General features: G+C 69.7%; 30 protein-coding genes. 10 read left to right on the top strand and 20 right to left on the bottom strand.

Translation table 11 applies throughout. The features are described from left to right. Positions 1-178 precede the first annotated feature (178 nt). From AAG589_RS21040 to AAG589_RS21020, 5 genes are all read left to right on the top strand, one after another. Positions 179-1,171, top strand: coding sequence for a hypothetical protein (locus tag AAG589_RS21040; protein WP_430569260.1), 993 nt, complete (start codon positions 179-181; stop codon positions 1,169-1,171). A gap of 1,586 nt (positions 1,172-2,757) precedes the next feature. After that, on the top strand, positions 2,758-3,033 hold the full coding sequence (locus AAG589_RS21035; RefSeq protein WP_430569259.1) for a type II toxin-antitoxin system Phd/YefM family antitoxin: 276 nt from the start codon (positions 2,758-2,760) through the stop codon (positions 3,031-3,033). A 23-nt stretch (positions 3,034-3,056) separates the two neighbouring features. Beyond that, the gene (locus AAG589_RS21030; RefSeq protein ID WP_430569258.1) at positions 3,057-3,326 is read left to right on the top strand and encodes a type II toxin-antitoxin system RelE family toxin; all 270 of its coding nucleotides are present in this window, start codon (positions 3,057-3,059) and stop codon (positions 3,324-3,326) included. A 123-nt stretch (positions 3,327-3,449) separates the two neighbouring features. Beyond that, the gene (locus tag AAG589_RS21025) at positions 3,450-3,644 is read left to right on the top strand and encodes a hypothetical protein (RefSeq protein WP_430569257.1); all 195 of its coding nucleotides are present in this window, start codon (positions 3,450-3,452) and stop codon (positions 3,642-3,644) included. A 108-nt stretch (positions 3,645-3,752) separates the two neighbouring features. Next, the gene (locus AAG589_RS21020) at positions 3,753-4,298 is read left to right on the top strand and encodes a hypothetical protein (protein WP_430569256.1); all 546 of its coding nucleotides are present in this window, start codon (positions 3,753-3,755) and stop codon (positions 4,296-4,298) included. Between the two features lie 112 nt (positions 4,299-4,410). Here AAG589_RS21020 and AAG589_RS21015 read toward each other — a convergent pair whose 3' ends face one another. Further along, positions 4,411-4,749: an ArsR/SmtB family transcription factor gene (locus tag AAG589_RS21015; protein WP_430569255.1), complete on the bottom strand. Its 339-nt coding sequence runs from the start codon at positions 4,747-4,749 to the stop codon at positions 4,411-4,413. A gap of 176 nt (positions 4,750-4,925) precedes the next feature. Between AAG589_RS21015 and AAG589_RS21010 the strand changes: the two genes are divergently transcribed. Both AAG589_RS21010 and AAG589_RS21005 read left to right on the top strand, forming a co-directional pair. Further along, positions 4,926-6,401, top strand: coding sequence for an MFS transporter (locus tag AAG589_RS21010; protein WP_430569254.1), 1,476 nt, complete (start codon positions 4,926-4,928; stop codon positions 6,399-6,401). A 183-nt stretch (positions 6,402-6,584) separates the two neighbouring features. After that, positions 6,585-7,145, top strand: coding sequence for a recombinase family protein (locus AAG589_RS21005; RefSeq protein ID WP_430569253.1), 561 nt, complete (start codon positions 6,585-6,587; stop codon positions 7,143-7,145). On the opposite strand, the gene AAG589_RS21000 is transcribed toward AAG589_RS21005, so the two are convergent. The 3 genes from AAG589_RS21000 to AAG589_RS20990 all read right to left on the bottom strand — a co-directional run bounded on the left by AAG589_RS21000 (position 7,142) and on the right by AAG589_RS20990 (position 8,204). Beyond that, a complete protein-coding gene (locus AAG589_RS21000) occupies positions 7,142-7,348 on the bottom strand; it encodes a hypothetical protein (RefSeq protein ID WP_430569252.1) in 207 nt (68 codons plus the stop codon). The two genes, AAG589_RS21005 and AAG589_RS21000, sit on opposite strands and share 4 nt — an antisense overlap. Positions 7,349-7,455: 107 nt before the next feature. Then, positions 7,456-8,028: a hypothetical protein gene (locus tag AAG589_RS20995; RefSeq protein ID WP_430569251.1), complete on the bottom strand. Its 573-nt coding sequence runs from the start codon at positions 8,026-8,028 to the stop codon at positions 7,456-7,458. Next, positions 8,025-8,204, bottom strand: a complete 180-nt coding sequence (locus AAG589_RS20990; RefSeq protein WP_430569250.1) for a hypothetical protein — start codon at positions 8,202-8,204, stop codon at positions 8,025-8,027. The genes AAG589_RS20995 and AAG589_RS20990 overlap by 4 nt, the downstream gene beginning before the upstream one ends. 460 nt (positions 8,205-8,664) lie before the next feature. Here AAG589_RS20990 and AAG589_RS20985 point away from each other — a divergent pair, with 460 nt between their 5' ends. Continuing rightward, the gene (locus AAG589_RS20985; protein ID WP_430569249.1) at positions 8,665-9,687 is read left to right on the top strand and encodes a hypothetical protein; all 1,023 of its coding nucleotides are present in this window, start codon (positions 8,665-8,667) and stop codon (positions 9,685-9,687) included. 669 nt (positions 9,688-10,356) lie between these two features. After that, positions 10,357-10,593 (top strand): helix-turn-helix domain-containing protein, encoded by a 237-nt coding sequence (locus AAG589_RS20980; RefSeq protein WP_430569248.1) that lies wholly within the window; start codon positions 10,357-10,359, stop codon positions 10,591-10,593. Between the two features lies 1 nt (position 10,594). Here the strand turns inward: AAG589_RS20980 and AAG589_RS20975 are convergent, their stop codons facing one another. The 4 genes from AAG589_RS20975 to AAG589_RS20960 form a co-directional block, all read right to left on the bottom strand. Continuing rightward, on the bottom strand, positions 10,595-11,050 hold the full coding sequence (locus tag AAG589_RS20975) for a hypothetical protein (protein ID WP_430569247.1): 456 nt from the start codon (positions 11,048-11,050) through the stop codon (positions 10,595-10,597). Between the two features lie 220 nt (positions 11,051-11,270). Continuing rightward, positions 11,271-12,257 carry an ATP-dependent DNA ligase gene (locus tag AAG589_RS20970; RefSeq protein ID WP_430569291.1) on the bottom strand — a complete coding sequence of 329 codons (987 nt, stop codon included), beginning with the start codon at positions 12,255-12,257 and terminating at the stop codon, positions 11,271-11,273. Between the two features lie 26 nt (positions 12,258-12,283). Further along, the gene (locus tag AAG589_RS20965) at positions 12,284-12,505 is read right to left on the bottom strand and encodes a DUF2188 domain-containing protein (RefSeq protein WP_430569246.1); all 222 of its coding nucleotides are present in this window, start codon (positions 12,503-12,505) and stop codon (positions 12,284-12,286) included. 73 nt (positions 12,506-12,578) lie between these two features. Further along, positions 12,579-13,184, bottom strand: a complete 606-nt coding sequence (locus AAG589_RS20960; RefSeq protein WP_430569245.1) for a hypothetical protein — start codon at positions 13,182-13,184, stop codon at positions 12,579-12,581. A 205-nt stretch (positions 13,185-13,389) separates the two neighbouring features. Here AAG589_RS20960 and AAG589_RS20955 point away from each other — a divergent pair, with 205 nt between their 5' ends. Then, positions 13,390-13,731: a hypothetical protein gene (locus tag AAG589_RS20955; RefSeq protein WP_430569244.1), complete on the top strand. Its 342-nt coding sequence runs from the start codon at positions 13,390-13,392 to the stop codon at positions 13,729-13,731. A 77-nt stretch (positions 13,732-13,808) separates the two neighbouring features. Here the strand turns inward: AAG589_RS20955 and AAG589_RS20950 are convergent, their stop codons facing one another. The 12 genes from AAG589_RS20950 to AAG589_RS20895 all read right to left on the bottom strand — a co-directional run. Then, positions 13,809-14,639: a CPBP family intramembrane glutamic endopeptidase gene (locus AAG589_RS20950; protein ID WP_430569243.1), complete on the bottom strand. Its 831-nt coding sequence runs from the start codon at positions 14,637-14,639 to the stop codon at positions 13,809-13,811. After that, entirely contained in the window at positions 14,636-15,655 is a 1,020-nt protein-coding gene (locus AAG589_RS20945) for a toprim domain-containing protein (RefSeq protein ID WP_430569242.1), read from the bottom strand. Before AAG589_RS20945 ends, AAG589_RS20950 begins: the two co-directional genes overlap by 4 nt. After that, a complete protein-coding gene (locus AAG589_RS20940) occupies positions 15,652-15,936 on the bottom strand; it encodes a glutaredoxin domain-containing protein (protein ID WP_430569241.1) in 285 nt (94 codons plus the stop codon). The genes AAG589_RS20945 and AAG589_RS20940 overlap by 4 nt, the downstream gene beginning before the upstream one ends. Positions 15,937-16,225: 289 nt before the next feature. Further along, positions 16,226-17,155 (bottom strand): hypothetical protein, encoded by a 930-nt coding sequence (locus tag AAG589_RS20935; RefSeq protein ID WP_430569240.1) that lies wholly within the window; start codon positions 17,153-17,155, stop codon positions 16,226-16,228. A 700-nt stretch (positions 17,156-17,855) separates the two neighbouring features. Further along, entirely contained in the window at positions 17,856-18,647 is a 792-nt protein-coding gene (locus AAG589_RS20930; RefSeq protein ID WP_430569239.1) for a hypothetical protein, read from the bottom strand. Between the two features lie 206 nt (positions 18,648-18,853). Further along, the gene (locus tag AAG589_RS20925) at positions 18,854-19,789 is read right to left on the bottom strand and encodes a DUF3560 domain-containing protein (RefSeq protein ID WP_430569238.1); all 936 of its coding nucleotides are present in this window, start codon (positions 19,787-19,789) and stop codon (positions 18,854-18,856) included. Positions 19,790-19,877: 88 nt separating this feature from the next. Beyond that, positions 19,878-20,198: a hypothetical protein gene (locus tag AAG589_RS20920; RefSeq protein WP_430569237.1), complete on the bottom strand. Its 321-nt coding sequence runs from the start codon at positions 20,196-20,198 to the stop codon at positions 19,878-19,880. 192 nt (positions 20,199-20,390) lie between these two features. Continuing rightward, complete coding sequence (locus AAG589_RS20915) at positions 20,391-20,798, bottom strand: DUF6573 family protein (RefSeq protein WP_430569236.1); 408 nt, start codon at positions 20,796-20,798, stop codon at positions 20,391-20,393. A 38-nt stretch (positions 20,799-20,836) separates the two neighbouring features. Continuing rightward, the gene (locus tag AAG589_RS20910; RefSeq protein WP_430569235.1) at positions 20,837-21,151 is read right to left on the bottom strand and encodes a hypothetical protein; all 315 of its coding nucleotides are present in this window, start codon (positions 21,149-21,151) and stop codon (positions 20,837-20,839) included. Between the two features lie 574 nt (positions 21,152-21,725). After that, complete coding sequence (locus tag AAG589_RS20905; RefSeq protein ID WP_430569234.1) at positions 21,726-23,120, bottom strand: ParB/RepB/Spo0J family partition protein; 1,395 nt, start codon at positions 23,118-23,120, stop codon at positions 21,726-21,728. A 664-nt stretch (positions 23,121-23,784) separates the two neighbouring features. After that, entirely contained in the window at positions 23,785-24,756 is a 972-nt protein-coding gene (locus AAG589_RS20900) for a DUF4192 family protein (RefSeq protein WP_430569233.1), read from the bottom strand. Between the two features lie 611 nt (positions 24,757-25,367). Beyond that, positions 25,368-25,614, bottom strand: a 247-nt coding sequence (locus tag AAG589_RS20895; protein ID WP_430569232.1) for a ParB family protein, incomplete at its 5' end; no start/stop codon positions are given.

The following is a 25,614-nucleotide window of genomic DNA, read 5'->3' as shown; positions in this document are numbered from 1 at the left end:
GTTCAATGCTCCAACTCCGCGGGAGTCACGGGCCCAGACCAGCAAAGCTGACGAGCCCTGCCCGGAGGCGTGGCAGCCAAGCAGGGGAACCCTAGTCATCGAAAAGGTCGCCAGATCGAATGCGGTTCGACACACTCGCCCCAGCCTGCTGCGCGCAGGGAAGTGGGATGGAGAACCCATGAGCGACACCAGACGACGAGGTCTAGTCGGCACCATCGCCATTGCAACAACACTTGCGCTATGCGCCTCCTACGTGCCGGCAGCGGCGGCGCTCACCGCCGAGGACCCGGCCGACGCAGCCGCCTCGCTGATCGATCGGGTGGCACCCTTCGAGGGTGAGGTCGTCCAGCCCGCGTCCACGGATGGCGACCTGCGAATCGAATCCGGCACGACGCGAACGATCGTTCCGGCGGACGCCGACGATCCGCTGGTGATGTTCACGCAGGGCGAAGGGACCGATCCCGATACGCAACTCGAGGTACCGCTGCCAGAGGAGGTAACCGTCGAAAGCCCCACAGTTGCCGACGACGGGACCGTTTTCTACGACGGGGTCGAGGACAGCACTGACGTTGCCGTCCAATCGCTAGACGACGGATCAGTTCGCCTCCAGACCATCATTCCCGAAGGGGACGGTGGAACGCATAGGTATACCTACGACTTCGGCGAAGACTCGCGTATCCTTCAGGGCGAGGCAGGCGAGATCTTCGTCGAGCAGAATGGCGATATCGTCGCTGAGGTCGCGACACCGTGGGCGTATGACGCCGATGGGGTGGCGGTTCCGACAAACTATATCGTCGACGAGCACACCATCGTGCAAGAAATTAGTCCGAGCAGCGATACCGCCTATCCCGTCGTCGCAGATCCTAAGTTTATTAAGGGATACAATGGCTGGTTCGGCGGGTCCTTCGTCGCAGCGAGGTTCACTATCAGCGAGACGATTCGGATCGCGGCCGGAGGTGGCGCTGCAGGTGCGATCGGCACGCTGATTGGCATGGTCCCGAACCCGTACGCAATCGCGGCTGGGACCGTGCTGAAGGCGATCGGCGCGACCTTGGTTGTGTGGGCCGGTGGGGCCCGGGCGCTCAACAAGTGCGTGGAACTGCGGTACTACTACACCGCCAAGAAGGCCTACGGCCTGTACTACTCGGGTTCAACCAAGGGGTGCAGGTAGACTAGGAGCGTGAACCCAGCCCTCGTGGTGCTCATCGTGGTAGGCGCAGCGTTGCTCACAACCTTGGCGCTCCGCCGCGGGCGGCCATGGCAGCTTGTGGCTGGGGTCGCCCTCCTGGGGGTAGCGGCGTACGCGTTCACGCCCAGCCCCGCGTCTTGGGTGATCCCAACACTGCTGGGCGGCGGGCTCGGAATCCTTGCAGATCTAGCCCTGCGGGGCGTTCATCGGATTCGCTCAAGCTGAAGTCGTTCCGGCAGGTCAAGAGCCTCGACCCCATGATGGGTCGAGGCTCTTGACATTCCGTAATGTCAATCGATCGTCGGGGATGCGTGACGGTCGCCGCTGTCTTCGCGGAGTCGAAGGCGAGTTCGTTCGTGCTCGCCCCAAGGGCCCCCGAAGGTCGGATCAGAGCTTACGAACTAGAACGACTATCTCGCACTTCGGTATCACGTGGCGCGTCCGTGATCCACGCGTTGAGTGTCTGTCGAGAGATCCCTGCTGCTCGGGCAACGTGACTCTTGGACCAACGCTTCGCGTCGTGCATACCGAGCGCCACTGCTCGTTGAATCGCGCGTACCCGAAGGGCCTCTTTCGACCATGCACGGCCCGAGATGCCCGCTGATTCGGCAAGCCCGAGTTGTGCTGCCACCGATTCCCCGTGGACCGCCCACCAACCTTGTGCCCAGGATTCGTCTCTGCCGAGCCGCAGAGCCTCTCGGACTAGTCTTGTTGCGGCATCAGTCTCGAAAGCGGAAGAGGCAACAAGCCATGTTGCAATCTCAAGGATTCCGTCAGGTGTCGGGTCTACGGAGGAAGTCGTACCCATTTTCAATGTGGATGCTAACTCCCACCGAGATGCGTCATCATGTGCGCTGATTGCCTCTGAAGCCGAAGCCAGCGCCCGGACCCATTGCGGCGCACCGCAAAGACCGGTTGGCAACGACGAGATGACGTGAATTCGGATCACATGCGCAGCGTAGCGAGGGGCTAGATGACAAACGGTCAGGTGGTCGGGCTCTTCCTGCTCTACACCGACTGCTAGTGATAGGGAGAATGAGAGCCCCTGGGCAACGGACTGGCGGGCCAGACGCTCCGCCAGGCGAAGCAGTGGGGCGGCGTTGCGTGGGGAGGTTCGTGACATCCCTCGGGCAGCAACCCATTGCGCGACCATGGTCTAAGTCAGGTTGTTCGCTGTGAGGACGGGCCAACAGAATGCGGCCGCAGTTGGGTCCTGGGAACAGGCGAGGGCACACATGGTCACTCCCGGCACGGTGGCGTGTACTTCGGGCGTGACCACCCATCTGACACAGATGAGGGCCGAGGCCAAATCTAGACGCGGCAGCCCCGCGAGGCTCCGTCGTTGGCGGGTGAACTTTGGGCATGCTCCAGGCGAGCTCGTCGATTCGACTTCGAAGTTATGGCACCGCGGGGTGCGCCCGCGCCGCGGAGCTGGCGGGCGGGATGCAGTCACATGGGTCGACGGCGACCCCATCTCTCGTCGGGCAGATCGGACAAAATGTCATAACACGGGTTACCGGCTAAAGATTAGGCTAGCCGCAGGCTAGAAGACCGGCTAGACTTAGGCCATGAAGACCGTAGCCCTGAGCGAGGCCAAGGACAAGCTCTCCGCCCTCGTCGACGAGGCCGACCGCGAGCACGAGATCATCAAGATCACGAAGCACGGGCGCGCCGCGGCGGTGCTGATCTCTGAGGACGACCTGGAGTCGCTGCGCGAGTCGCTGTTCTGGTCCAACCAGCCCGGCGTGCGCGAGGACGTAGCAGCCGCGCGCGAGGCGTACGCGGCCGGCGAGACCACCGGCGGTGACGACCTGCGCGCTCGGTTCGGGCTGCCGAACCAGTGAGCGGCACGGCCCCGCGGCCGGGTATGGACGTCCCGTGGCGCGTCCAGGTCGCGCCCGGCGCCGAGCGCGCCTTGATGCGCCTGCCGCACAAGGTGGCGGCGGCTGTCGTCGAGTTCATCACCACGACGTTGCCGACCAACCCCGAGCGCATGAGCAAGCCGCTGCGCGGCGACCTCGAGGGCTTGTGCTCGGCTCGCCGCGGCGACTACCGCGTGCTGTTCGAGCTGCACCCGGAAGACGGTGTGCTGCTCGTCGTGCGCATCGCCCACCGTGCCGACGCCTACCACCACTGACCACCTCGGCCCGCGACGAGACCCCCCGAAGGAGCGAACGATGGACTACACCACCCCCGACGACCTCGTGACGGCCGCGGCCGTCACGAACCTGGCCTCCCGGGCGGCCGAGGTGAGCGCACCATGACGGGCGCCGTTGTGCAGCTGGTCTTCGGGCTGCTGCTCATGCTCGGCGGCACAGCCGCCTACGTCTTCCTGGTGAAGCGCGAGCCCGATCATTCACTGGCCGGAGTGCCCGGTCTCGTTATCGGTGGCGCCGGCTTCGCCGTCTTCCTCGCGGCCGGCCTGCCCCTCGCCATGGAGACGGTCGGACCATGACCGTGACCGCGCGCCGCGATCAGAAGCCAGCGGGCGACGCGCAGTAACGACCAGAACCGAACGTCAAGCCCTCTTGACATCTTGATCGTCGTCAAGTTGACTTGACGCATGGTCGGAGATGAATTCAAGTTGCCGCCCGACGTGCCGGAGTACCTGGCGACGTGGGGCGCCTACGCCAAGCGCACGACTTGGGACGGCATCCTCGCAAAGGACCCGGAGAACGCGGTCGCCCGCCAGGCGCTCGACGAGCTGCCCGACGTCGGTCCGCTCGACGCCCTCGCCGCGAACGCGGCCGCGGTGAACCTGCTCGTGGGCCGCCGCTGGTACGTCATCCGAGCAGCGCGCGAGGCCGGCGAAACCTGGGAGGCCATCGGCACCGCTCTAGGCATCTCAAAGCAGGGCGCGCAGGACTACTACCGCCGCAAGATCGAGCAACAGGAGCGGTACGCCGGCGACCTGCACGACGCCGAGCGAGCGCGCGCGGCGCTCGGCGGCAGCGGAGGGTCGACCGCCTGTCCCGTCTGCGGCGCAGCCGGGGCCCGTCGGTGCAGCACGCCGAGCGGTCAAGACCACAAGGAGCGGCGCAAGGCGCTGAGCCGCCAGATCGTCACTCACTCGGTGGACGACTTCGGGACCGCTGAGCAGCACCAGTAACGACCGATTCTGAGGCGCACCAGAATCGGGTTCTGGAAGTTTCGAAACCACGCCTACACGCCATCTCGAGCCATCGCCATCGATGGCTGGCCCAGCGGTCGAAGCGTGCCAGCTAGACCGGCTGGGGCGAGTCGGCCCGCGCTGAGGTCACGGCGTCGAGCAGCCCCGGGCAGCAGGCGTCGAGGTCTGTTCGGCGCAGGCTGAGGAGTCGTTGCGTCCCGTGGATCCTGACGCTGATGATCCCCGCCTCGCGGAGGACCTTCTGGTGGTGGGAGAAGGTGCTGCGGCTGATGCTGAGGCCCGCCGCCTCCTGGAGTTGGGTGCACGCGGACTCGCCAACCTGGGCCAGGGTCTGGACCGTGGCGAGGCGTGCCGGATCCGCCAGTGCCGCTAGCACGGTGGGGAGCCTGATGTCCTCTGTGGCCGGGTGCAGGCCGTCGCTTGCGGTCACGCGCCCCTCCTTCGTGCTCGCTGTCTGAACTCGTGTCGCTGCGATCGTAGATGGTCCTTGACCCTATGTCGATGCCGGTCGTACTGTTCGACGACCATCGAACAATGCGCTCCGGCGACACCGACTCTCGGGCCCGACCGGCGCGCAGGACGACCGTCAGGCAGAGGAGCTCGCCCATGATCGACACCCCGCCGCCGGACGCGCGACGGTCACGGTTGCTGCTGCCCGTGATCTTGTCCGCGACCTTCATGTACGGCTTCGACCTCAACGTGGTCAACGTCGCAGTGCCGTCCATCCAGCGGGACCTGCACGCCACGGGAGCAGCGCTGGAGCTGATCGTCGGCGGCTACGCGTTCACCTACGCCGCAGGCCTGATCACCGGCGGACGCCTCGGTGACTTGTTCACCTATCGCCGGATGTTCCTGCTCGGGATGGCCGGCTTCACCGCCGCCTCAGTGCTCTGCGGGCTGGCGCAGTCGCCGGGCCAGCTGGTGGCCGCGCGACTGCTGCAAGGGCTTACCGCAGCCGCGATGGTGCCGCAGGTGCTCGCGCTGATCATGGCCGCGTTCGACATCACCGAACGCGCGAAGGCCCTCGCCTGGTTCGGGATGACCGCCGGTATCAGCGGGGTGCTCGGCCAAGTGCTGGGTGGGCTGCTGATCTCGGCGAACATCGCCGGCTGGGACTGGCGCGTGATCTTCTTCCTCAACCTCCCGATCGGCGCAGTGGTGCTCGTGCTCGCGGCCCGCGTGCTGCCGCGCGTCACGCTCGGTCGCCGTCCCCGGCTCGACGTCGTGGGGATGATCGGGCTCTCCGCAGCCCTGGCCATGCTGCTCGCCCCGCTCGCGCTCGGCCGCGAGCAGGGATGGCCCGCCTGGACGTGGGCCAGCATGACGGCCGCTGTCCCCGTCCTCGCTGGCGCCGTGCTGTACGAACGTCGCCTCGCTGCTCGCGACCGCGATCCCGTGCTGGACCTGACGTTGCTGCACGCCCGGACAACCAACCTCGGACTGCTGGTCAACGTGGCATTCATGGCCTCGTTCACCGGCAGCGTGTTCACCATGTCCCTGCTGCTCCAGCAAGGCCTGGGCCTGACCCCGCTCCAAGCAGGGCTCGCCTTCGGCCCCATGGCGCTGCTCGGTGTCCTCGCACCACAGCTCGGCAAACGACTCATCGCCGAACGCGGACCAGCAGTCACGATCCTGCTCGGATCCGGAGTCAATCTCGTCGCCTTCCTCATCCTCGCCGGAGCGCTGCACCAGCTCGGCGGCCAGGTCGGCCTGACCTGGCTCATCGCCGGCCTCGGCCTACTCGGCCTGGGAAACATGCTGATCATGCCGGCCGCCATCGCCGTCACGGTCGCCACCGTCTCGCCCACGCAAGCCGGCTCAGCATCGGGACTCCTGAACACCGTCCAGCAGTTCGCGGGCACCGCCGGGCTCGCCGTGATCGGCGCGGTCTTCTTTGCCCACCTGACCAGCTCCACCGCCACGTCCTACGCCCACGCCACCGAGACGGTCCTCTGGGTCAACATCGGCATCATGCTCGTGATGGCGGGACTCACCGTCCTGCTACGACGGGCGCAACAGGCCGCGGCGGCACTCTCCGGTCAACCAGAGCGAGCCGACGCCAACCAGACGGTCAGCCCTTGAACTACGGGCCTCCACTCCCGCGCTTGTCGGCTACCGACAACCCCTCGCAGCGCGTCAGAACTGACCGTTTTTGACGCCCCGTCGCTCGAAGCTCGACGCGCCGGCGACACGCCGCTCAAAAACCCCCTTCAAAACCCCCGCCGGTTCAGAACCTCCGGCGGGGGTTTTCGCTACGGTCACGGCATGGCGATCACCTTCGGCTACGCGCGAGTCTCGACGTCGACACAGAACCTCGACGCGCAGCGCGACGCGCTACTCGCCGCCGGCGTCGACGCGCGACACCTGCGGGTCGAGACCGCGTCCGGTCGACGCGACGACCGGCCCGTCCTGGCGCAGCTCATGGCCGAGCTCGACGACGGCGACGCCGTCGTCGTGACGAAGCTCGACCGACTCGGGCGAAGCGTGTCCCACCTGGTACGTGTCGTCGACGAGCTTGAGCGCCGCGGCGTCGCCCTGCGGTCGCTGTCCGAGCAGATCGACACGAGCAGCTCGGCAGGACGGTTCATGGTGCACATGCTGGCTGCGCTCGCACAGATGGAGGCCGATCTGATCCGCGAACGAACCCTCGATGGCCTGGCGGCGGCCCGCTCGCGCGGGAGGGTCGGCGGCCGACCGACGGTGATGTCACCGGAACGGCTCGCGGCAGCGCGGGCATCGATTGCCGGCGGCCAGTCCGCCGCGGCAGTGGCCCGCGCGCTCGGCGTCTCGGTCTCCACCGTGCGCCGGCATCTCGTTGATGCCTAGACGAGAGCGTTCACGGCTCGGATCGCGCCACCCGCGACCGCGACCATGACCCCCAGCCAGACCAGTGCCGCGACGGCGACGAGGCTGACCGTCGGCCACGCAACGGCTCGACGTCGCACGTCTGCGAACGTCGAGAGGCACATCGGCCCGATGAACTCCCGGGCGAGGTAAGCCCCGGCGCCGAGGATGGTGAGGGCGAACACGAGAACCACGATCGGGTGCAAGTTCATGTAGATCAGGCTCGCCAGGAGACTTACCCCCGAGCAAGGTCTAGAAATCTCGGGTCGTTGGCTGTACCTTGCCCGCCCCGCTAGCTGCGCTTCGAGCGCGGCGGGCGGGGCGGCAACGGGTACCGCCACTCGCGCAACTCGTCGGCATCCTCGGCGTCGGCCCACTTCACGGTGATGGTCTTGTCGCGCGTCCCCATCGTCACCAACGCCATGAAGGTGAGGGCTTCGCCCGGGCCGAGCGTGACGTCGGTCGGCCAGTCGTCGGCGCGGATGAGTGACTCATCGGCAGTCAGTGTCATGTGGTGCGCGGTTGCCTCGCCGGTATTGGTGAGGATGTAGGTGTCGCCCCCGTGATGCGCGAGCGACCACTCAACGCGAGCCGGGCGGACGGCCGAAGGGCCAGCGAGCCCCTGGGCGGCGAGAGTGTCGAGGGCGTCGGCGATCCGCGTCAGCGTGTCGATCGTCAGGGCGGCCGCCCGTTCAGAGCGCTCCGCGCTCGCCTCCGACGACCTTTCTGCACTCTCGGCCCGGTCGTTCTCCGTGCGCTGCCCCCTGAGCGTGAGCCAGAACGACAGTCCGATACCGACGGCGGCGACCGGCGTGCCGAACGCCGCGACGACGTCGACCCACGGTGTCGGGTCGCCGGCCGTCATGCCATGCCTTCCGCGACGCGCACCGTGATGAGCCGCTCCCCCTGGTCGAACTGTGCACGCAGCGCTGCCATGCCCTCGTCGTAGGTCGGAGCCTCAGCGGTGACCTCGCGCACCTGAGTCTCGCGCGTGCCCCAGTTGTCGGGCGGGATGGTCTCGACGTGCGCGTGCAGGATCACGACCGGAGCCTAGACCGCCCTACCGACGTCCCCGACGTCAACCGACCGCGCTCAGCGTCCCACCGCCCCCGCCTGACGGACGCGCAGCGCGCGCTGCCGGGACGGCCCCGTACACGACGGCCGCCGCGCCGCAGGCTCGAACGGAATACCGACACATCCCGCGTAGCGCACTAACTGACCCTGAACAATCAGAGCGGCACTTTTACCAACAAAAGCCCCATTCAGGCTCGGCATGCGCTTACCGGCAGCAGCCGCTACGGTGTGACCGCATTCACACTCGCCCATACCTAACCAGGGGAGTTCTCAGGTGAAATTCAAGCGCACCATTGTTGGCGGAATCCTTGCTACGGCCACAATAGCAGGGTCAACAGCGACAGCATTCGTCGCCAGCGCTCCCAGCGCTCAAGCTTCCTATCTATGGTCCGGATGCGAATTCTCGGGACAGCGGGTCACTTGGGGGATGAGCAAGGAGAATAAAGCCGAATGGAATCCAATATTCCAGGCGGCGGCCGCTTCATGGAACATGAGTGTTCTTGAGATGGAAGAGGCGATCAATTTTGGCCCGCCGGCGATCGGCATCGATGTTACCGATTACGGAGTCACCGAGTGGTCTGGTCGCGCACCCCTCTTTACAGCCTGCGATCCGCTGACAAGTAAGCATAACCAGATGCAGTTCATTCAGATAAACACGCGCCAGTTCACCATTGCTTCCGACAGAATGAAACAGAGCACTGCGGCTCATGAATTCGGTCACGTCCTCGGCCTAAAGCATCCGTCCGACCAGGTCGAGGACATGGGTTCACAATGCGATGAAGTGGTTCTCATGAATCACTACTGGATACCAAGAGAAACTTGCGACGTCTACCGGCCGCGCCCCGACGACATCACCGGGGTATCAATGCTTTACGACGACAACATCGGTGAGAGCCGGTCAACCTCTAAGCATACCGAGATGGGGAGCACGGACCTCACCGAGGCGCCGTCGGACGGCGCTGTCGGCGTCTATCTTGACTACGTTAAGGGCTACGACTCCATCGAAGAGGTATCAGCAGATGCCACCGCAGAACTAGTTGTCAAACCCACGGGCACATCGCGTGTCGAATACATTTCAGGAGGACCCGATCAGTACAGCAACCCGGTTCCGTTTACAGTTACCGAGGCAAAGGTAGTCAGTGCAGGCTCGGGCGACTTCGAGTCTGGCGATATCGTAAACATTCGCCAGGACGGAAATAGAGAAGAGTACGCCGTGAATGCAGCAGAACTGCTAGAGGAAGGCTCGGAGTATCTCGTATACCTGAAGCCTTGGGATGGACCGGGAGGGACCGGAGCGGAGCAGCACATCATCGTGGGTGGACAGGCGGCTTGGAAGCTCTCGACCGAAGAGGAGGGCAGGGGGGTAATCGCCTCGGGCGACACGCAGCTCCCCTCGGACGTGAACCTATCCCATCAGAGAGGTCAGCTTAGGGTGGCGTCGGCCGATTAGGTCCGTCACACCGTAACACCGTGAGTGTTGCCCGTGCGCCTATCCGCTACGGGCAACACTCACAGTTGTCCACGAATTTGCGCAAACCATCGTCTCGTCTTGTTCGCATTGGAGTTCGGCACCGAGGACGACAACCCGCAGAGTGGCGTCCCCTTCGGGGAAGTCGTCCGGGACCTTCACTTTTCCATTGGCCGATCCTGAAGTATCGGCATCGATGACGCCGACCGGCTTGTGAACGTCTCCGCCGAGAGTCCACAACTGGAGCTCGTACGTGGCCGCGTCAGGCAGTTTCTCCGAACACCCTTCGTCGGATATCAGACTCTCGACTGTGACGCTAATCTCCCGGCCTTGCACTGCTTCAGTAGGTGTCACGATCGGATTCTTGGGCGGGCAGGAGTTGTACGCCGCCGGGCCGCATCCAGTGAGGCAGGCGGCTGCCAACGCAACACAAAGCCCCAATCGAACTATTGTACGTCTAGAGTCTGTGGCAGTCCTGCGCCTTGGCATGGCGCTCATCCTAGCGGGGATCACTGGTGGGGGATATTGCGCGATCCGCTCGTGCCCTCTGCGCCCCAGCGTCCAGACGTTCAACACGCCCGAGACGTGCAGGTTCCCCGCTGTCGAGTCTGCGAATCCTTCGCCGGGCGATGTGGATGGCAGGATTCCTTCATGAGAACCTCAGCCCGCTTCCTGTCCGTGAAGGATGTTGCCGAGGAGTTGGCTATCACCGAGACGCAGGTCTACACGCTGCTCAAGACCGGCGAGCTACCCGCGATCCAGGTTGGGCCCAAGCGGGTGTGGCGGATCGAGCGGGTGAAGCTCGAGGAGTACATCGAGCGGCAGTACGCGGCCGCGTGGGACGCCATCGCCAAGGGGCAGGTCACACTCGAAAGCGGCGAGGAGTAGGTCAGGCGGGAGTCGCGCGGGTGCGTTTCGCGGCCGCGGCCCGGTCGAGCCGGCAGCGCCGGCACCGGCGGCGACCGTCAGCAAACCGGTAGGTGTTCTCGGGCGTGTAGGGGTGGCCCTTCGGGCAGTGCGTTTTGGCGCGCTGATTCTGCCCCGGAAGGGAACGCTCCAGGGTCCCGTGCCTGGACATCCGTTGGTGGTGCAGGGCGCACAGCTCGGCGCCTCGGCTCCTTCGCGGACGGTCGCACTCGTCCACGCTGCACGGCCCGAGCGGCGGCGGGGTCTTGCGCGCGGCGAAGTGGGCGCGCATCCGCGCCTCGGTGGCGGCGTCGATCCGGTAGAACCCGTCATCGTCCTTCGGGTACCCGTGCCGCTTGAGCCAGGCCCGCACGCCTTGACGCGTGATGCCCAGATCGTCCGCCAGCACGGGCGGAGACGTCCAGGCGGCCGAGTTCACGCTCCGAGGGTAGGACGTTCAGTGCTCCGCGACGCGGACGGCGATGAGCCGCTCCCCTTCATCGCACTGGGCCCGCAGGGCCGTCATGCCCCTTCGTAGGTGGGCGCGTCCGCGCTGACCTCGCGCACGCTGGTCTCGTGCGTGCCCGAGTTGTCGGGCGGGATGGTCTCGACGTGCGCGCGCAGGATCACGACCGGAGCGTAGACCGCCCCGCCGACAGCTACGGGCGTTCCAGGGCCTCGGGGATTGTGACGCCGGCGACCTCGGCGTCCGGGCGAACGCGCGTCACGCGGAGAGGGTGGCGGAAGGATCGACCGGACCATGCGGCGTCGGCGCTGACCTCGACGACGACCGGTTCGACGAGCGTCAGGTCCACCGGGCCGCGGTCGTTCCCGAACCGGCCGAACGCGCCGGGGCCAACCTGAGCCGGCCACGGGTGCGACCCGGCCGGGACCCGCAGGTGCTCCGCGAGGGTCCGGCGAACGTGCGGGTTCAGCGGCGTGGAGCGTCCGACGATGCGCAACTCGCCGTCGATGGGCAGGCCGGCGACGACCCGCTGCGGCGCGCTGCGAGGACCGATCACGGCGGCGCAGATGACGTCGAGGCTGGATCGGTGCTTGACCTTGAGCCAGTCGCGCTGCCCGCCGCGGTAGGTCTGCCCGGCGCCCTTGACGACCAGGCCCTCGACGCCGGCCACGACGTAGGTCTCGAACCACTCTCGCGCCTCTTCGACGTCGGACGTGACGGGCGAGAGGTTCAGCGGCGGCCGCCACAGGGCGGCCAGGTCTTCGAGCAGCGTCCGCCGCAGCGACAGCGGCATGCCGCGCACGTCGTCACCACCGGTCGCCAGGACGTCGAACACCGCCGCGGACGCCGGGTGCGTGCGGGCGCGCTGCGCGGCCGCGCGCGGGCCGCGGCCCATCCGCTCCTGTAGGGCGCCGAAGTCGAGCCGGCTGGACGTCCAGACGACCAGCTCGGCGTCGAGCACGGTCCCGGAGGCGAGCTGGTTGGCGGCAGCGGCGGCGACCTCGGGGAACATGGGCGTGAGGTCGGTGCCGCGGCGCGACCACAGGCTCACCCGGGCGCCGTCGCGCGCGATCACGCACCGGAATCCGTCCCACTTCGGCTCGTATAGGCATCCACCCGGCAGCGCCGTCGGCGCAGGGATCTGCTCGACGGCGCGGGCGAGTACGACGTCGACCGGCACCCGTAGCCCCGGCGGCAGGCTCACGGTCAGCCGGGCACGTTGCGGGGGTCGTGCCCGTGGGAGTCCTTCTGCGCGATCGTGCCGTCAGCGTTCTTGATGACCAGCTCAGCGCCCTCGCGCCGGGCAGCCTCACGCCCGGCCACGGTGGCGGCGTCCTTCGTTGCGTGGTTCGACAGCGGCTCGCTCTCGCCCTCGCGGCGCACATGCCACTGGTCATCCTGGTGATAGACCTCGATCGTCACGGCCACGGCTGCTCCTCTCGTCGTCGTCCGTGGCCACGGTAGGGACGCCCCGCGCGTGCACGCACTCGGGGGCCCGGCGTCAGCTCACCGCGCGCAGCAGGCGCCGCTGGTGCCCCGCGTCCGCCCGGCGAGCGGCGCCTGGCTGGGCGGGGGTCGACCAGTCCAGCTCAGGCATGGGCAGCGTGAGCGTCCACCGCTCCGTGCGGCCACGAGCCTGACGGTCGACGTCGAGCTCGCAGTGTCGAAGGTAGCCGGCACCGGCGTCGACGCCGGACCATCGCGCGGTCGCGTGCAGGCGCAGGGCGGTGTGCTCCCACTCGTTCGTGGAGACGATGCCGCCCCCTCGTTCTCGAGCCCGTGCGGTGAGCCGCCGGCGGTCGGCCGGCGTGAGTCCGGTGGCCGGGCCGGCGACGACGTAAGCCATGCCGTCGAGCAGCGCGGCGATCGTCTCGGCGCCGCGACCGGCGACGTCGGGCACGACGACCAGGCGGTCGAGCGCGACGCCGGCGTCGACGGCGGCCAGGAGCCCGAGACCGGGCATGCCCACGAGCGCGATCCAGTCACCGTCCCGTTGGGACACGGCGAGCAGCGCGAGAAGGAGACTCGACGACCCCGCGACGACCGACGCCGCGCCGACAGGCAGCCGGCCGCCGTCGAGGACCGCGGCGAACGGCTCGACAGGCACGTCCTCGGGGGCCCGCTGAGGGCCCGCTCCCCTAGCGTGCGGGGCTGGTGTTTCCCAGCGCGGCGCACGCTGGTCTGGCCCGCGCACGCCAGTGCGCAGCTCGGCCGCCGCGAGAGCGGCGCGAGCGGCGTCGAGGCGGTTCGGCGCGGTCATGGTCACCCGTCCAGTATCGAACACGCGTTCGAGTACGCCCTACCATGAGGGGGTGACAGGCGAGGGACGGCGAGACGATCACCAGGTGTGGCAGCGGCCCGAGCACGGCGACAAGTACTGGCCCGCACGCAAGCCGCTCAACGCCGCCGAGACCCCGCGCCACGCGCCCGTTCGACCGCAGGGCTCGTACGCGGTGATCGTCCGCCTGCTGTGGGACTCGTGGGAGGAACTGGTCCCGGGCACCGCGAATCGCTGGGCGGACGGCCGTGTCCTGGTGACGGTGAAGCCGCCCAACGCCCCGTCGAACGTCACGGAACTGCTCTGCTGGCTCCGACAGGAGGATGTGTACCGGACTATCCCCCGCCGCCCTCGTCCTGGCGGCTCGGCACGGTAGGGAGCTCGTGGCCTCGGGCAACCCTTGCGCGACACATCTACGAGGCCGGGCTGCTCGTGGAGTCATCATGCGGTCCGTCAGATGGTGACGGCGCCGACCGCGAAGTTGTACAGGGCGTGTGCGAGCACTGCGGCCCAGAGCGACCGACTCCACAAGGCTGCGGCACCGTAGGCGAGGCCGGAGGTGGCCGCCATGATCGCGTTCGACTGCGACCACTCCAGGTGGATGTACCCGAAGTGCGCGGAGGTGAGTACGAGGGCCACGCCGATGATGAGTCGGCGCGCGGCCGGGGTACGGCACCACCATGTGGCCGCCGCGGCGATGAGTAGCAGGAGGCCGCGGTACATGGCCTCTTCCGGCGGCGGTGCCGCGATCGCGAAGTAGAGCGCGCCCGCCAGCCCGGGGGCGTTCGCGACCGCGACGTAGCGGGCGTCCTGGTCGTGGTCGATCTGCTCGATTCCTGGGACCAGCGAGATCATGCAGGCGACCACGAACGCGACGGTCGCGGCGACCGCTCCTATTGCGAGGATCTTTCTCGATTGCCGCCGGCTCGGCAGCAGCCCGAGATGGGACACGAAGACGCTGCCCCACTGGCGCACCCGGCGCAAAGTAGCGCGGAGGCTGCGGCGGCCGGACCAGGGGAAGAGCGTGCCCTCGAGGAGGATCGCAAGAGACAACGCGGTGAAGACGCCCAACGTCCACTGGAGCAGGTACGCACGACCCATGATGTCGAACCGCACGTCCGTGAGCAGTTCGGCCAGGGTGCCCGCGACTCCGGCCATGGCCGCGGCGAGGGCGAGCAGGAATAGGAACTCGAGGGTCGCTGCGTGGCCGAAGGTGCTCAGGCGGGCGCCGAGATGCTTCCTTCGGTTGCGCGCGATCGGTTCGGGCTGTCCGGCGGTGGTCACGCATCCTCCGTGGTGGTCGCGGCCGCGTTGATGATCTCGGTAACGACGATGTCGTGCTCGGTGGTGTTCTCGAGGCGCTTCGTGAGGTGTCCGGTGGCCTGGGCGAGGACTGCGGGGTCGTGGCCCTTGATGGCGGTGGCGACGTGTCGGAGGCCGGCGAGGGAACCTTCGATGTGCTCGAGGTCGTAGCGCTCGAGCGTGACGTCAATGGCGGCGTGGACGATCGGCCGAGAGTCCTGGACCAGGGCTACGCGGAGCTGAGTTCGCTGTCCTGTGCGAACGAGGTCGGCGGGGTCGGTGCCGGGTTCGAGCTGCGCGATCCGCACGGTGGCGGCCTCGTCCGGCGTCACGAGCGCCCACAGACGGCAGATGGCGCTCTGTCCGCCGGCGTCGGCGTCGGTGGCGCCGACGAGCCGGCGCACGGCGCCGGCGTCAATGTCGCGAAGCAGCTGGAGGTGGTGATCGGTGATGGCCGTTCCGCACGCGGCAAGCGGCACGAGGTCGTGCCCGGCGCGGCGCACGGCTTCGGCGTCGAGGGCGCCCTCGACGAGCACGGGCGTTGCGCCTCGTGCGATCCGGGCCGCGGCGTCGGCGTCGAGCCCGTACAGGGCACGCGACTTGTCGTAGGCGGCGGTGCTGATGGTGTTGAGGTACTTCGGCGGTGCATCGGTGTCGTGGTCGGAGGCCGGGTTGCGGCGTGCGGTGAAGCCCACGATCTCGTCCGCGGTGTTGCGGATGGGCAGGACCAGTCGGTCACGGAACGCGTCGCCCAGTCCCCCGTTCTTGGCCTCGAGGGCGAGGCCGGCGTCCAGGAGCTCGGTGTCGGTGAACCCGCGGCGGCGCAGCGTGGGCACGAGGCGTGCCCAGCCGGCGGGCGCCAGGCTGGCGACGGTGCCGCGCAGTCCGCGGGAGGCGAGGTATCCGGTGACCCACTCCCCCGGCTGGGTGGCGTGCCAGCGCCAGTAGTCCCAGGCGGCGGCGTTCGCGGCGATGATGCGCTGTGCGGTGGTGGTCATGGTCTCCTCCTCCCCTGCTGAATCGGGCACGCGGCCGCGGCCGCGACGCGGTTGATCTGGTCGGGGCGGAAGCCGCTCCAGTGGTCCTGCCCGGTGCCGTCCTCGACGACGACCACGGGGGCCTCGGAGTACCCGAGCTCTTCGGTGACGTACTCGCGCGCGGCAGGATTCTCGGCCAATTCGACGACGTCGACGTGCACGCCCTTGGCCTCGAACTGTTCCTTGGTCATCTTGCAGCGGATGCATGCCGGCCCGGTGCTGTAGACGGTGACGCTGAGCATGACGCCCTCCTCGCTCACTCGGTGGGATCGTTCCTGATAGCGGAGCCAGGGCCGCCGTGAGCGGCCGGCGTGTCAACCCGCAGGGCGGCGGGGGAAGAAGTTCTCGGTCGAGATAAGGAGCGCAGCGACGCGGCCGTGAAGTTCTGGCGGAGTCGGTGGGCCACGGGGTGTTGGTGGCCCGCTTGCACGCCGGGCGCGGCGGCCATGATGGAGCGGCAGGAACGAGCCCCGCTGGTGCGGGCGCAGCCCGCGGGATCCATGCCGCCCCGCAGGGGCGCCCGCCCGGGGTTCATGCCTGCACGGCCTCGAGCAAGCTCGGCGCCTGGACGTCGGGCCGCCGGGCACCGTGCTCTTTCAGGACACGATTGACGGTCGACTTCGACCACGGGGTGCGCGCGGCGATGCCGGGTCCGGACAGGCCCGCAGCATGGAGCTCGAGGATGATGGCCGCCCGCTCGGCGCGTGCGATCTGCCGGGCGGCGACGTCGGGCGCCGGAACGGCGCTCTGGACGACCTCATCCGGTCGCGGACCCGGCGACGCGGTCGCGCGTCGCAGTTCTTCCGCGGCCCCGCGCACAGGCTGGTCCGTCTGTACTGGCGCCGGGGACGTCGCCGGCGCGTCGTCGACGTCGTGTCCGCCGCGGCGCACGCCGCGGCGCGCGGCCGCCGATGCGCCGAGGGCGTCGAGTCGTTCACCGTGCCGAGCGGCTGCCTCGAACCGGTCGACCCAGGCGCGCGTGCGGGCGTCGAACTCCTCGACGGTGAGCAGCTTCAGCGCGCGATCGCGCGCGGTCTGCTGGCGCCGGTGCGCGGCGCGCACGCGACGGGCGTCCGTGCGGCCGCCGGCGTCGTCGCGGCGGGCGTCGCGCCACCGTTCGGCGCTGACGATGAAGCGGTGCACGCGGCGCTCTCGACGCCGCTCGTCGAGGGTGTTCCCGGTGACCAGATGCCGCTCCCCCACCAGGGCGAGGTGCCACATCAGCGCGGCGACCAGGGGCGGCACGAACCGGAACACCACCATGTAGGGCGTGGAGCCGTTCATGATGGCGACCTCGTGCAGCGCGGCGAATGTGCCTGACGTGCCCGACAGGATCCACGTGAGCGTCAGGAGGACGCCGTAGGGGCGGCCGTCGAGGGCCGCGCTGCGAGCCATGATCGCGACGGCGATCAGGGCGATCTCGAGGAACCCGGCGAGCATGTACGCCTCGGCGGGCACCATGCCGGCGACCTCGAGCCCGAACAGGACCATGCCGCGGTAGGCCAGCGCGGTCGCGATGGCGGCAGCTGTCACGACAGCGGCGAGCGGGAGTCGACGGTTCCCGGCCGGGGATTCGGTCTGGCTCACGAGAGAACCTCCAAAATTAGGGCGCCTGCGCCTAGTTTAACAGAATGAGGGCGCATGCGCACTGTTATTGTGGGTGGATGACCAGGTCAGACGACGTCGCTTCGCCCAGCTCTGCGGGTGTGGACCCTGGCCCGGGTCCGGGCGGCCTGTACGACGCGGCCCGCCTGGCTCAGCGGCTCGGACTGGCCCGCACGTCGTTGCGCAACGCGCGCCTCCGGGGCGCGGACTGGCTCCCGGATCCCGTGGGGGAGCTCAACGGCGGGCCGGTGTGGACGGCAGCGAGCCTGGAAGGGATCGAGGACCGGCGCCGAGGTCCAGGCCGCCCGCGCATGAGCGACAGGCGTTAGACAGCGTCCGGACCGGGCGTTTGCCCGGAAGCGTTAGTCGAGGCCCGGCCATCCTGCGGCAGCCCAGGCGCCGAGGACGACCATCGCGATACCTACGGGGACGGCAATGCTGCCCCACCCGTCAGCGGTCCATCCTGGCCGCGCACCCTCGCGCCGGCTGGCACGCCTGTCCACGACGGCAAGCCCGGTGAGCACGACACCGACCAAGGCGAAAATGAGGCCGCTCATCATCTCGGATCCTCCTGCTCGTTCAGTGCGGGGGTCGGAGTGCTGGAGGTAAGCCAGGCGTCCAGCGTGCGGCGGGTGATGCCGGCAGCCGCGGCAAGGTCGGTCTTGCTCATGATGCGCGCGGCGTGAACGCCGCGGACCGCGGTCCGTAGGACGTCACGGCGGCGGACCTCGCCGGCGTCGGCGGCCCCGCGGGTGAGCCCGCCGCCGCGGACGAGCTCGGCGAGCAGCCGTGCGCCGTGGGTGGCGTACCAGCTCGCGGCCAGGATCTCCGCCGGCGGGTCCTGGTCGAGCACGAGCGCAGCCAGTCGTGCAGTGGGCGCAATGATGCCGATGCCGCCGGCGTGGGTGAGCCACGCAGCAACGGCGCGCACGGGACGCACGGTAGCGGGCAGCGGCTCGGGCAGATCCTTGAACGTCCGGCGCAGGTCGAGCGCGCCCTGCATGCGCTCGTCCCAGTCCCACGAGCCGATCGGCCCGGCGGCCTGGGCCAGTGCCACGGTCCACGGCTCAGTCTCTGCCCCGCGGTCCGGACGGCCGGCCTGGTCCACCGTGCGGGCCAGGTCGCGGGCCGCGGTGAGCCGCAACGCGTGCGCGGCGCACTGGCCGGCGGACAGGGTGCGGCGGGCGGCCTTGTGCCCGGTGCGAATGCGGACCTGGCCGGCCTCTGCGGCGGCCCAGGCGTCTTCGGCCCCTTCGGGCGCAGCAGCGGCCGCGCGTACCTGTTCGAGCAGCTCGAGGATGGGTGCGGCGTGCTCTGCGGGGAGCTCGTCGAGCCGGCGGGTCGTCATGGGCTGGGTACCTCGAGGGTGCAGGCGGCGGCACGCCCCGCCAGAGGCGGGGGGTGTGGGGGGCGGCATGCCCCCCACGGCGTTTCGTGGCCCGAGCCTACGTGTCCGGCTGTGCGTGGTGGCGGTCATGGCTGCTCCTGTCGTGTCGCGGGGTGGGTGCGCCGCGGCCGCCCCCGTGGGCGGCCGCGGCCGTACTGCTGCTGCGGTCAGGCAGCCTTGGCGGGCCTGTGGTCGGCGACCTCCTGCCAGGGCGTGCGGTCGGGGCCGAAGTAGCCCTCGACGGTGACGCTCTTGGGGTTGGCGCGCAGCACGCGGTACCAGGTGCCGCGGACCTGGACGGCGTCGCCCTTGGCGACGTTGTGGGGTCCGTAGTTGGTGGCGGTGCCGTTGGCCTGCTGGTCGGCGCGCACGCCGCGCCAGTAGGTCAGCGCGTCGTCCGTCTCCGCGATCAGCTGCTCGAGCCGTTCGCGCCCCGCGCCGGTCGCGGGCGGGTGCTCCATGGCGTAGACGCCGCTGCCGCTGGTGTACCCGTCGCGGCGGCGGACGAACTTGCGACGGTCGGCCTCGAGCTTGTCAATGCGGTTAGCGACGGTGACCGGGTTGTACCGGGCGGCGGTGGTCGCCGCGGCCTCGGTCGCGCGGCGCTCGGCCTCCTCGGCTGCGCGGCCCGCCTCGACGCTGCGGCCCAGGGAGTTCCACGCGCGGGAGATGTCCCGGCGGTGGCGTCCCTCGGAGTGGTGGCCGATCTTGACCGGCTCGCCGTCGGGCGGCAGCCGCTCGACGTCGCTGCGGTGACGCGCCCACGCGGCGGACTCGTCCTCGCGGCGGCGCTCGGCCTTCGCGGCCAGAGCGTCGACCCGGTCGGCCTGGCGGGCGATCTTGTCGGCCTCGACCTCGGCAGTCGCGCGCGCGGTGTTGTCGATGGTCACTTCGACGTCGTGGCCGGCCGCGCGCAGCGCGGCCGCGGTGGCGTCGATCTGCCGGGTCTTGGCGTGCTGGTCGCGCGAGCGCGGGATGTACCAGGCGCCGAGGTTGCGGCTCCAGCGCCAGCGCTGGGCCTTGAGGACGTCCGCGGTGCCGTCGCCGCGGGCGGTGCCCTCGATGAGGGTTCCAGCCTCGTGGGTGTGGGTGATGGTCAGCATGTCGGGTGGTCCTTCCGGTGGTCCGCTGGTGGTTCTGCCTGGGCCAGCCGGTGGGCCGGGGGTCTCCCCTCCGGCCCACCGGGGCGCGTCAGGCGATCAGCGGGGACGGTCGGCCCGGCTCGTCGTGGGTGCACAGCAGCCCGGAGTACGGGTTGAGGTGCAGCCCGGCCCGGACCCGGTCCAGCCCGAGGGCCGCGTCGTCGCCACTGAGGACCGGGTTGGTCGCGGTGGCGGTGCGGGGGTCGGCCGCGTCCATGCGGTCGAGGAGGTCGGCCAGCTTCTCCCCAGTGCGGGCCGCGCGCTGCTTCGCGGCCGCGATGCTGGCCTGGAATCCGTGCCGCACGGCGGCCACCGTCACCGATCCGTTGTAGCCGTGCCCGGCGGTGTGGATGTGAGCGTTGCGAGCCATGAATGGCCCTCCTTCTGCTGGCGTCGGGTGGCCGGTGGTCTCCGGCCGTTGCTTGCCCTGCCAACACCTTTAATATACATCATCAATTTTGATTTGTATACTCAAACGTTGGGTTTCGTGCCGTGCTTCTTCGCCTCCGCGGGCCGCTGGCCCAGGGGTGGCCCGGCCTGGGCCGGGCCACCCCTGGGCGGGTTAGTCCTCGTCGGGCATGAGGATGGTCAGGACGGGCGCGGGGGTGTCGCCGGGGCCGAGGTGGACACGCAGCGTCGTGCGGCGCGGGCTGTGGGCGCGGGGCGTGTTGGGCACGCGCAGCACGTCGAAGAGCGCGCGGTCCTCCCACGGCGGCGTCCTGGTGAGCGCGTGGCGGGCCATCGTGAGCACGTCCCACAGTCGCCCGGTCTCGTCCTGAAGCCCGGCGTTCGCCTCGTTCCAGGCGACCGCGTCGGCCCATGCGGCGGCGGTCAGCGCGAGCGGGTAGCGGAATCCGGCTTCGCGGGCGAGGTCGGCGGGGACCTCGCGCAGCGTGCCGTCCTCGATGGCCTGGGCGCGGGTGTGGGTGTGGATCGCGGGGCCGAACAGGTCGGTGAGGTCGTGGCTCATGGTGGGTGTCTCCTTCGTGGGTGTGGGTCGGGTGCGGGTCAGCGGGTGGGGTTGAGGCTCGGGTGCGCGGCCCACAGGCGGTTCGTGGCGGTGCGGAGGCTGTCGCTGGCGGCGAGCACGTCGTCGTCGCGCATGCCCGAGCGGTGCAGGATTCGCCGCGCGGCGCGTACGTGGGCGAGTGCCTGGGTGAGCGCCTTCTCGGCGTCGTCGCTGTCGCGGGCCGGGGCGTCGAGGTCGTCGGGGGTGGTGGTCTGGGGGTCGAAGACCCGGAACGCGCCGGTGTTGACGGCGGCGTCGAGGGCGTCCAGCAGGGCCGCATCGGTGGGGTTCTGGGTGGGGGTCTGACCGGTCATGGTGGGTTCCTCTCGCGTGGGTGACCGCTTGGCGCACGGTCGCTGTGGGGCGTCGTTCCTGATAAGCGGAGCAGCACCCGCCCGGCCCGGAGCGGCAACCCCGAAGGGGCGGCGGGGGAGGAAGTTCTCGGGCGAAATAAGGAGCGCAGCGACGCGTCCGAGAACTTCCGGAGGAGACGGCGGCGCAGCCGCTTGTGCGTAGGGCCGGGCGGGGGATGATGGAGCGTCAGGAACGACGCCGCTTGTTGATGCAGCTGGGCCGCGCAGCGGCCGCCGTTCGGCGCCGGCCGAAGGTCGGCATCGGTTCGCACCGTTCCCCCGCCGCCGGCCCACATGCTCCGGCCCGTGCGGGCCATCGATCCGGCGCAGCCGGACCTCACTGCCCACCGGTGGCTCACGCTGTGGCTCGGTCGCGGTTCGCTCGAGCTGCAGCGGCGGCGGGGGTCCGGGGGCGGCATGCCCCCGGCTGTCGCGGTCGGCCCTCGATGGGCCGGCCGTGACACCTTGCCGACCAGCAGCGGTCCGGGCGGCCCCGGGGTGGCCCGGCCCTGGTTCGGGCCGGGCCACCGTGGTTCTACTTGCTGGGCCGCTCGGCGTTGTCCTGCTCGCCTCGGGCGATCTGCTCGACGTCGGAGAGCGTGTAGCCCCAGGACTCCAGGGCGGTCAGGTAGTCGCGCTCCACGCCGGGGTTCCGCCAGGTGTGGGTGCCGGTCTCCTTCTCGCGGGCCGCAAGGACCAGCACGAGGGCGATGTGCTGGGCGCGGGCCGGGGTGACCTTCGCAAGAAGCGCGGTGAATGCCTTCTCGGCTCCGTAGTACCCCGGCTCTCGCTCGATGGCGAGCCACTGGCAGGCCAGGGGGTGGCCGCCTCCGCCGGAACGGTTCAGCGTGTGCGTGTCGGTGGCGATGGCGCGGGCGACGTACTCGGCGGCACCCTTCGGCGCGGTCGTGCGCTTGGCGAACTCGGCCAGCCATTCGCGGCGCACGACCTCGGCGGACTTCCACGCCTTGTTGTTCTCGATCACCTCACGCCGCTCGGCCTTCTGCTCGTCGGTCATCGGGCCGGACTTTGGCGTGCCCGTCGTGGCGTACTTGTCGGCGTGCCCGTGGGTGCGCCAGTTCGTGCAGACGTAGGCCACGCTGACGTTGCTCCACGACGAGCGGACGTAGGCGGCGTGGCCGGGGCACTCGGCGTGGGCCTCCGGGGTGAGGTCCGTGCCGTAGTCCGCCTCGGTGGTAGGGCGCAGCTGGCTCAGGCTGCGGACCTTCTTGTCGTCGTAGGACGGGGCCTCGATTTCGGTCACGCCCTCGGCTGCGAGGGCTTCGCGGGCGGCGGCGACCTGCTCGGCTCGTTCGCGCTCGTCGCGGGCGCGCTGTGCCTGGTGGGCGAACCGTCCGGGCTCCTCGACCGCGACGGCGGTCAGTGCCTTGACCGTTTCCGGGTCGTCGGCGAACTCGGCCAGGACGGCGGCCTGGTCGAGGGTCAGATCGTACTTGGCCTGCACGGCGGCGGCGACCTTCGACTCGGCCACCTTGAGCGTCGCGGCCACCTGGTCCTTCTTGGTGCCGGTGCGCTTGGCGATCTGCCCGGCAGTCAGCCCGAACTCGAGGGACAACTGCCGGAACGCTTCGGTGCGGTGGGTGTCGCGCATGTCGGTGCGGTGGTCGTTCTCGGCCAACTGCTCGATGATCCGGCGTGCCTCGCGGGCCTTCTCGTCGTCGTCGCTGGTGACGATCTGCGCGGGGATCGTGGCGCGCCCGGCCTCGATCGCGGCAAGGGTTCGCCGCTGGCCTTCCAGGACGGTCAGGGTGCCGTCACTGTCGCGGCGGACGCGGATGGCCTGGATGACGCCGTGCTGCTTAATGGAACCGATGAACTCCGGCGTCAGGTCGGCGTCGGCGCGCACGTTCGCGCCGACGATCAGGGTGCTCGGGTCGAGGTGGGCGAACTCGACGCCCTCGGCCAGCACCTGGCCTGCGTCCTCGCGGGTGGTGGTGTTCTCGGTGTTCGTGGTGCTCGTCATGAGTGAGCGACCTTCCTGCCGGGAGGTAGGTGGCACCCGCTGTCCGGGACCGTTTTTCGCCCCCTCCTGGCGCTGGAATGACCGCCCGCATAAGCGGCCCGGAGTGCAAGCCCCGGCACCGCCCGGCGGCGGGGCTCGTGGGCCGAGCTCAGGGAGCGAAGCGACCGCAGGCCCACGAGCCCCGCCGGCGGGCGGCGGCGCAGCCGCGGGGCTTGCGCGGAGGGTCGCGCGGGCGATCATGGAAAGCCAGGAGGGGGCACAGCCGGCCCGCGCGTCAGCGCGGAACGACAGGGCCGCGCAGCGGCCGCCGTTCGGCGCCGGCCGCAGGTCGGCATCGGTTCGCGCCGCTCCCCCGCCGCCGGCTCACCCGGCCTGGCCCAGTGCGGGCCACCGATCCGGCGCAGCCGGACCTCACTGCCCACCGATGCACGCCGTGGCTCGGTCGCCGGTTCGCTCGAGCTGCAGCGGTGGCGGGGGTCCGGGGGCGGCATGCCCCCGGTTGGTCTGGTCCGGCCCTCGATGGGCCGGACCAGGCCACCACGCGACCGTGAGCCGCAGGTGGTGGGCGAGGTGGGCCGGTGCTGTTCGGCCCCGGCCCACCTCCTGCCGGTCAGAGACCGGCGCGGTGCTTGAGCACCCAGCCCGGCGGGACGCCCTGGGCCAGGACCTGCCGCAGCAGTTCCGCGAGCCGGTAGCCCTGGCCCGCGCGGCTCAGCGCGTCACGGGCGGCCGTTCCGCTGCCGTTCCACCAGGCGACCAGCGCCCACAGAGTCCACGCGGGCGCGCTGTCCGGGACGTGCGCGATGATCTGGGCCAGGGCGTCGGCGGCGTCGTGGGCCGCGTGGCCCGGCTCTCGGCCCTGCTCCGGGTGCACGAGCGCGGCGATGGCCCGGCCCACGGCGGTACCGTCCTCGCGGCCCTCGACGGTCGCGTTCACGACCTCGGGCGTGACCTCCGGGATCATCGACAGCAGCACCGCGTCACGCACGCGGATGTCGGTGAGGCGGGCGGCCATCTCGCCGTAGATCTCCGGCCCGTCGAGCATCCCCGCGAGGATGAGCCGCCAGGTGGCGACGGCGTGGGCCGTCTGGTCCGCCTCTGCGGTCTGGTCCGCGTAGGCGTTGCTGGCCTCGTCCCGTGCGGCCCGCGCGGCGGGCCGGGGCAGCAGATCGGCCCGGGTCGCGTTGAGGTTGCGGCCCATCATCACGGCGTGGGCCGCGACCGCGCTCGTCTCGATATCGGTCAGGGGCCGGGCCGGGGCGTCGTCGACCAGCAGGTCCCGATAGGTGGTCTGGTCGACGTGCCCGGCGTGCGCGACGTCGACGGCCTGACCGTGCAGCGCGCACGTCATCGCGCCGACGACGTCGGCCGCGAGGGCCTGGTCCTCGCTGTAGACGATGACCAGGGCGCGGTCCGCGCGGTCGTTCGCGGTGTGCACCGCGATCAGGTCGGCAGTCTCCGGGGTGATGTTGTCGAGGTCGAGGCTCGCGATCACGCCGAGCGAGCCTGTGGGCCGCAGTGCCGCGACGACGACGCTGTTCACGGGCCGAAAGCCGATCGTGAGTGCGATTGCGGCCAGCACGTCCGCGAGGTTCTTCGCTCGCAGTTCAGAGGTGGGGAACATCGGTGACCCTTCCGCCAGCCGAGGGTGGCCAGCCTGCCGCCGACCGTTTTTTCGCCCTCTCCTGGCGCCGTAATGAACGCCCGCATAGCGGCCTGGAGTGCAAGCCCCGGGACCGGCAGGAGGAGGAAGTTCTCGGGCGAATCAAGCGAGCTTGCGAGCGCGTCCGAGAAGTTCCGGGGGAATGACGGCGGCGCAGCCGCGGGGCTTGCACGGAGGGTCGCGCGGGCGATCATGGAAAGCCAGGAGAGGGCAACAACGCTCTTCCGCGCGTCAGCGCGGAACGACAGGGCCGCGCAGCGGCCGCCGTTCGGCGCCGGCCGAAGGTCGGCATCGGTTCGCTCCACTCCCCCGCCGGCCGGCGAACCAACCGCGGCCACCGCTCGAGCCGGACCGCCCGTCCAGACACGACGATGCCCCCGAAGCGGCCAGGCTCCGGGGGCATCTGTCAGGCGGGGCGTCAGTCGGTCTCGCTGCTCCAGCACAGCTCGACCGGGCTGGCCCACGCGATGTCGAGGACCTGCTCGCTCAGAAGTTGCTCAACAGGGCTCATCGGTGCTCCTTCGTGTCGTTCAGCTGCCGGCGGGTCGGCCGCTGGGGAGGTTCTCGGTGATCGGCTGGAACGGCTCGCCGTCGTTGTAGGCCGCTTCGACGCGGCGTACTTCGGCGATCACCGCGTTCTCGATGAACTTGGAGAACGTGGGGACCTGCTCGAAGTACGCGGCCGCGCGGAAGGCGGCGCGCGCTCGGCCTCGAACGTCCTCGAGGACGTCTGCGGTGAGTTGCACCTTGTCGCCTTCGCCGGCGGCCTGCCGCTTC

Origin of the sequence: Isoptericola sp. F-RaC21 (assembly GCF_038593535.1) — a bacterium.
Classification (GTDB): domain Bacteria; phylum Actinomycetota; class Actinomycetes; order Actinomycetales; family Cellulomonadaceae; genus Isoptericola.
This window is presented reverse-complemented; position numbering and strand designations above follow the sequence as displayed.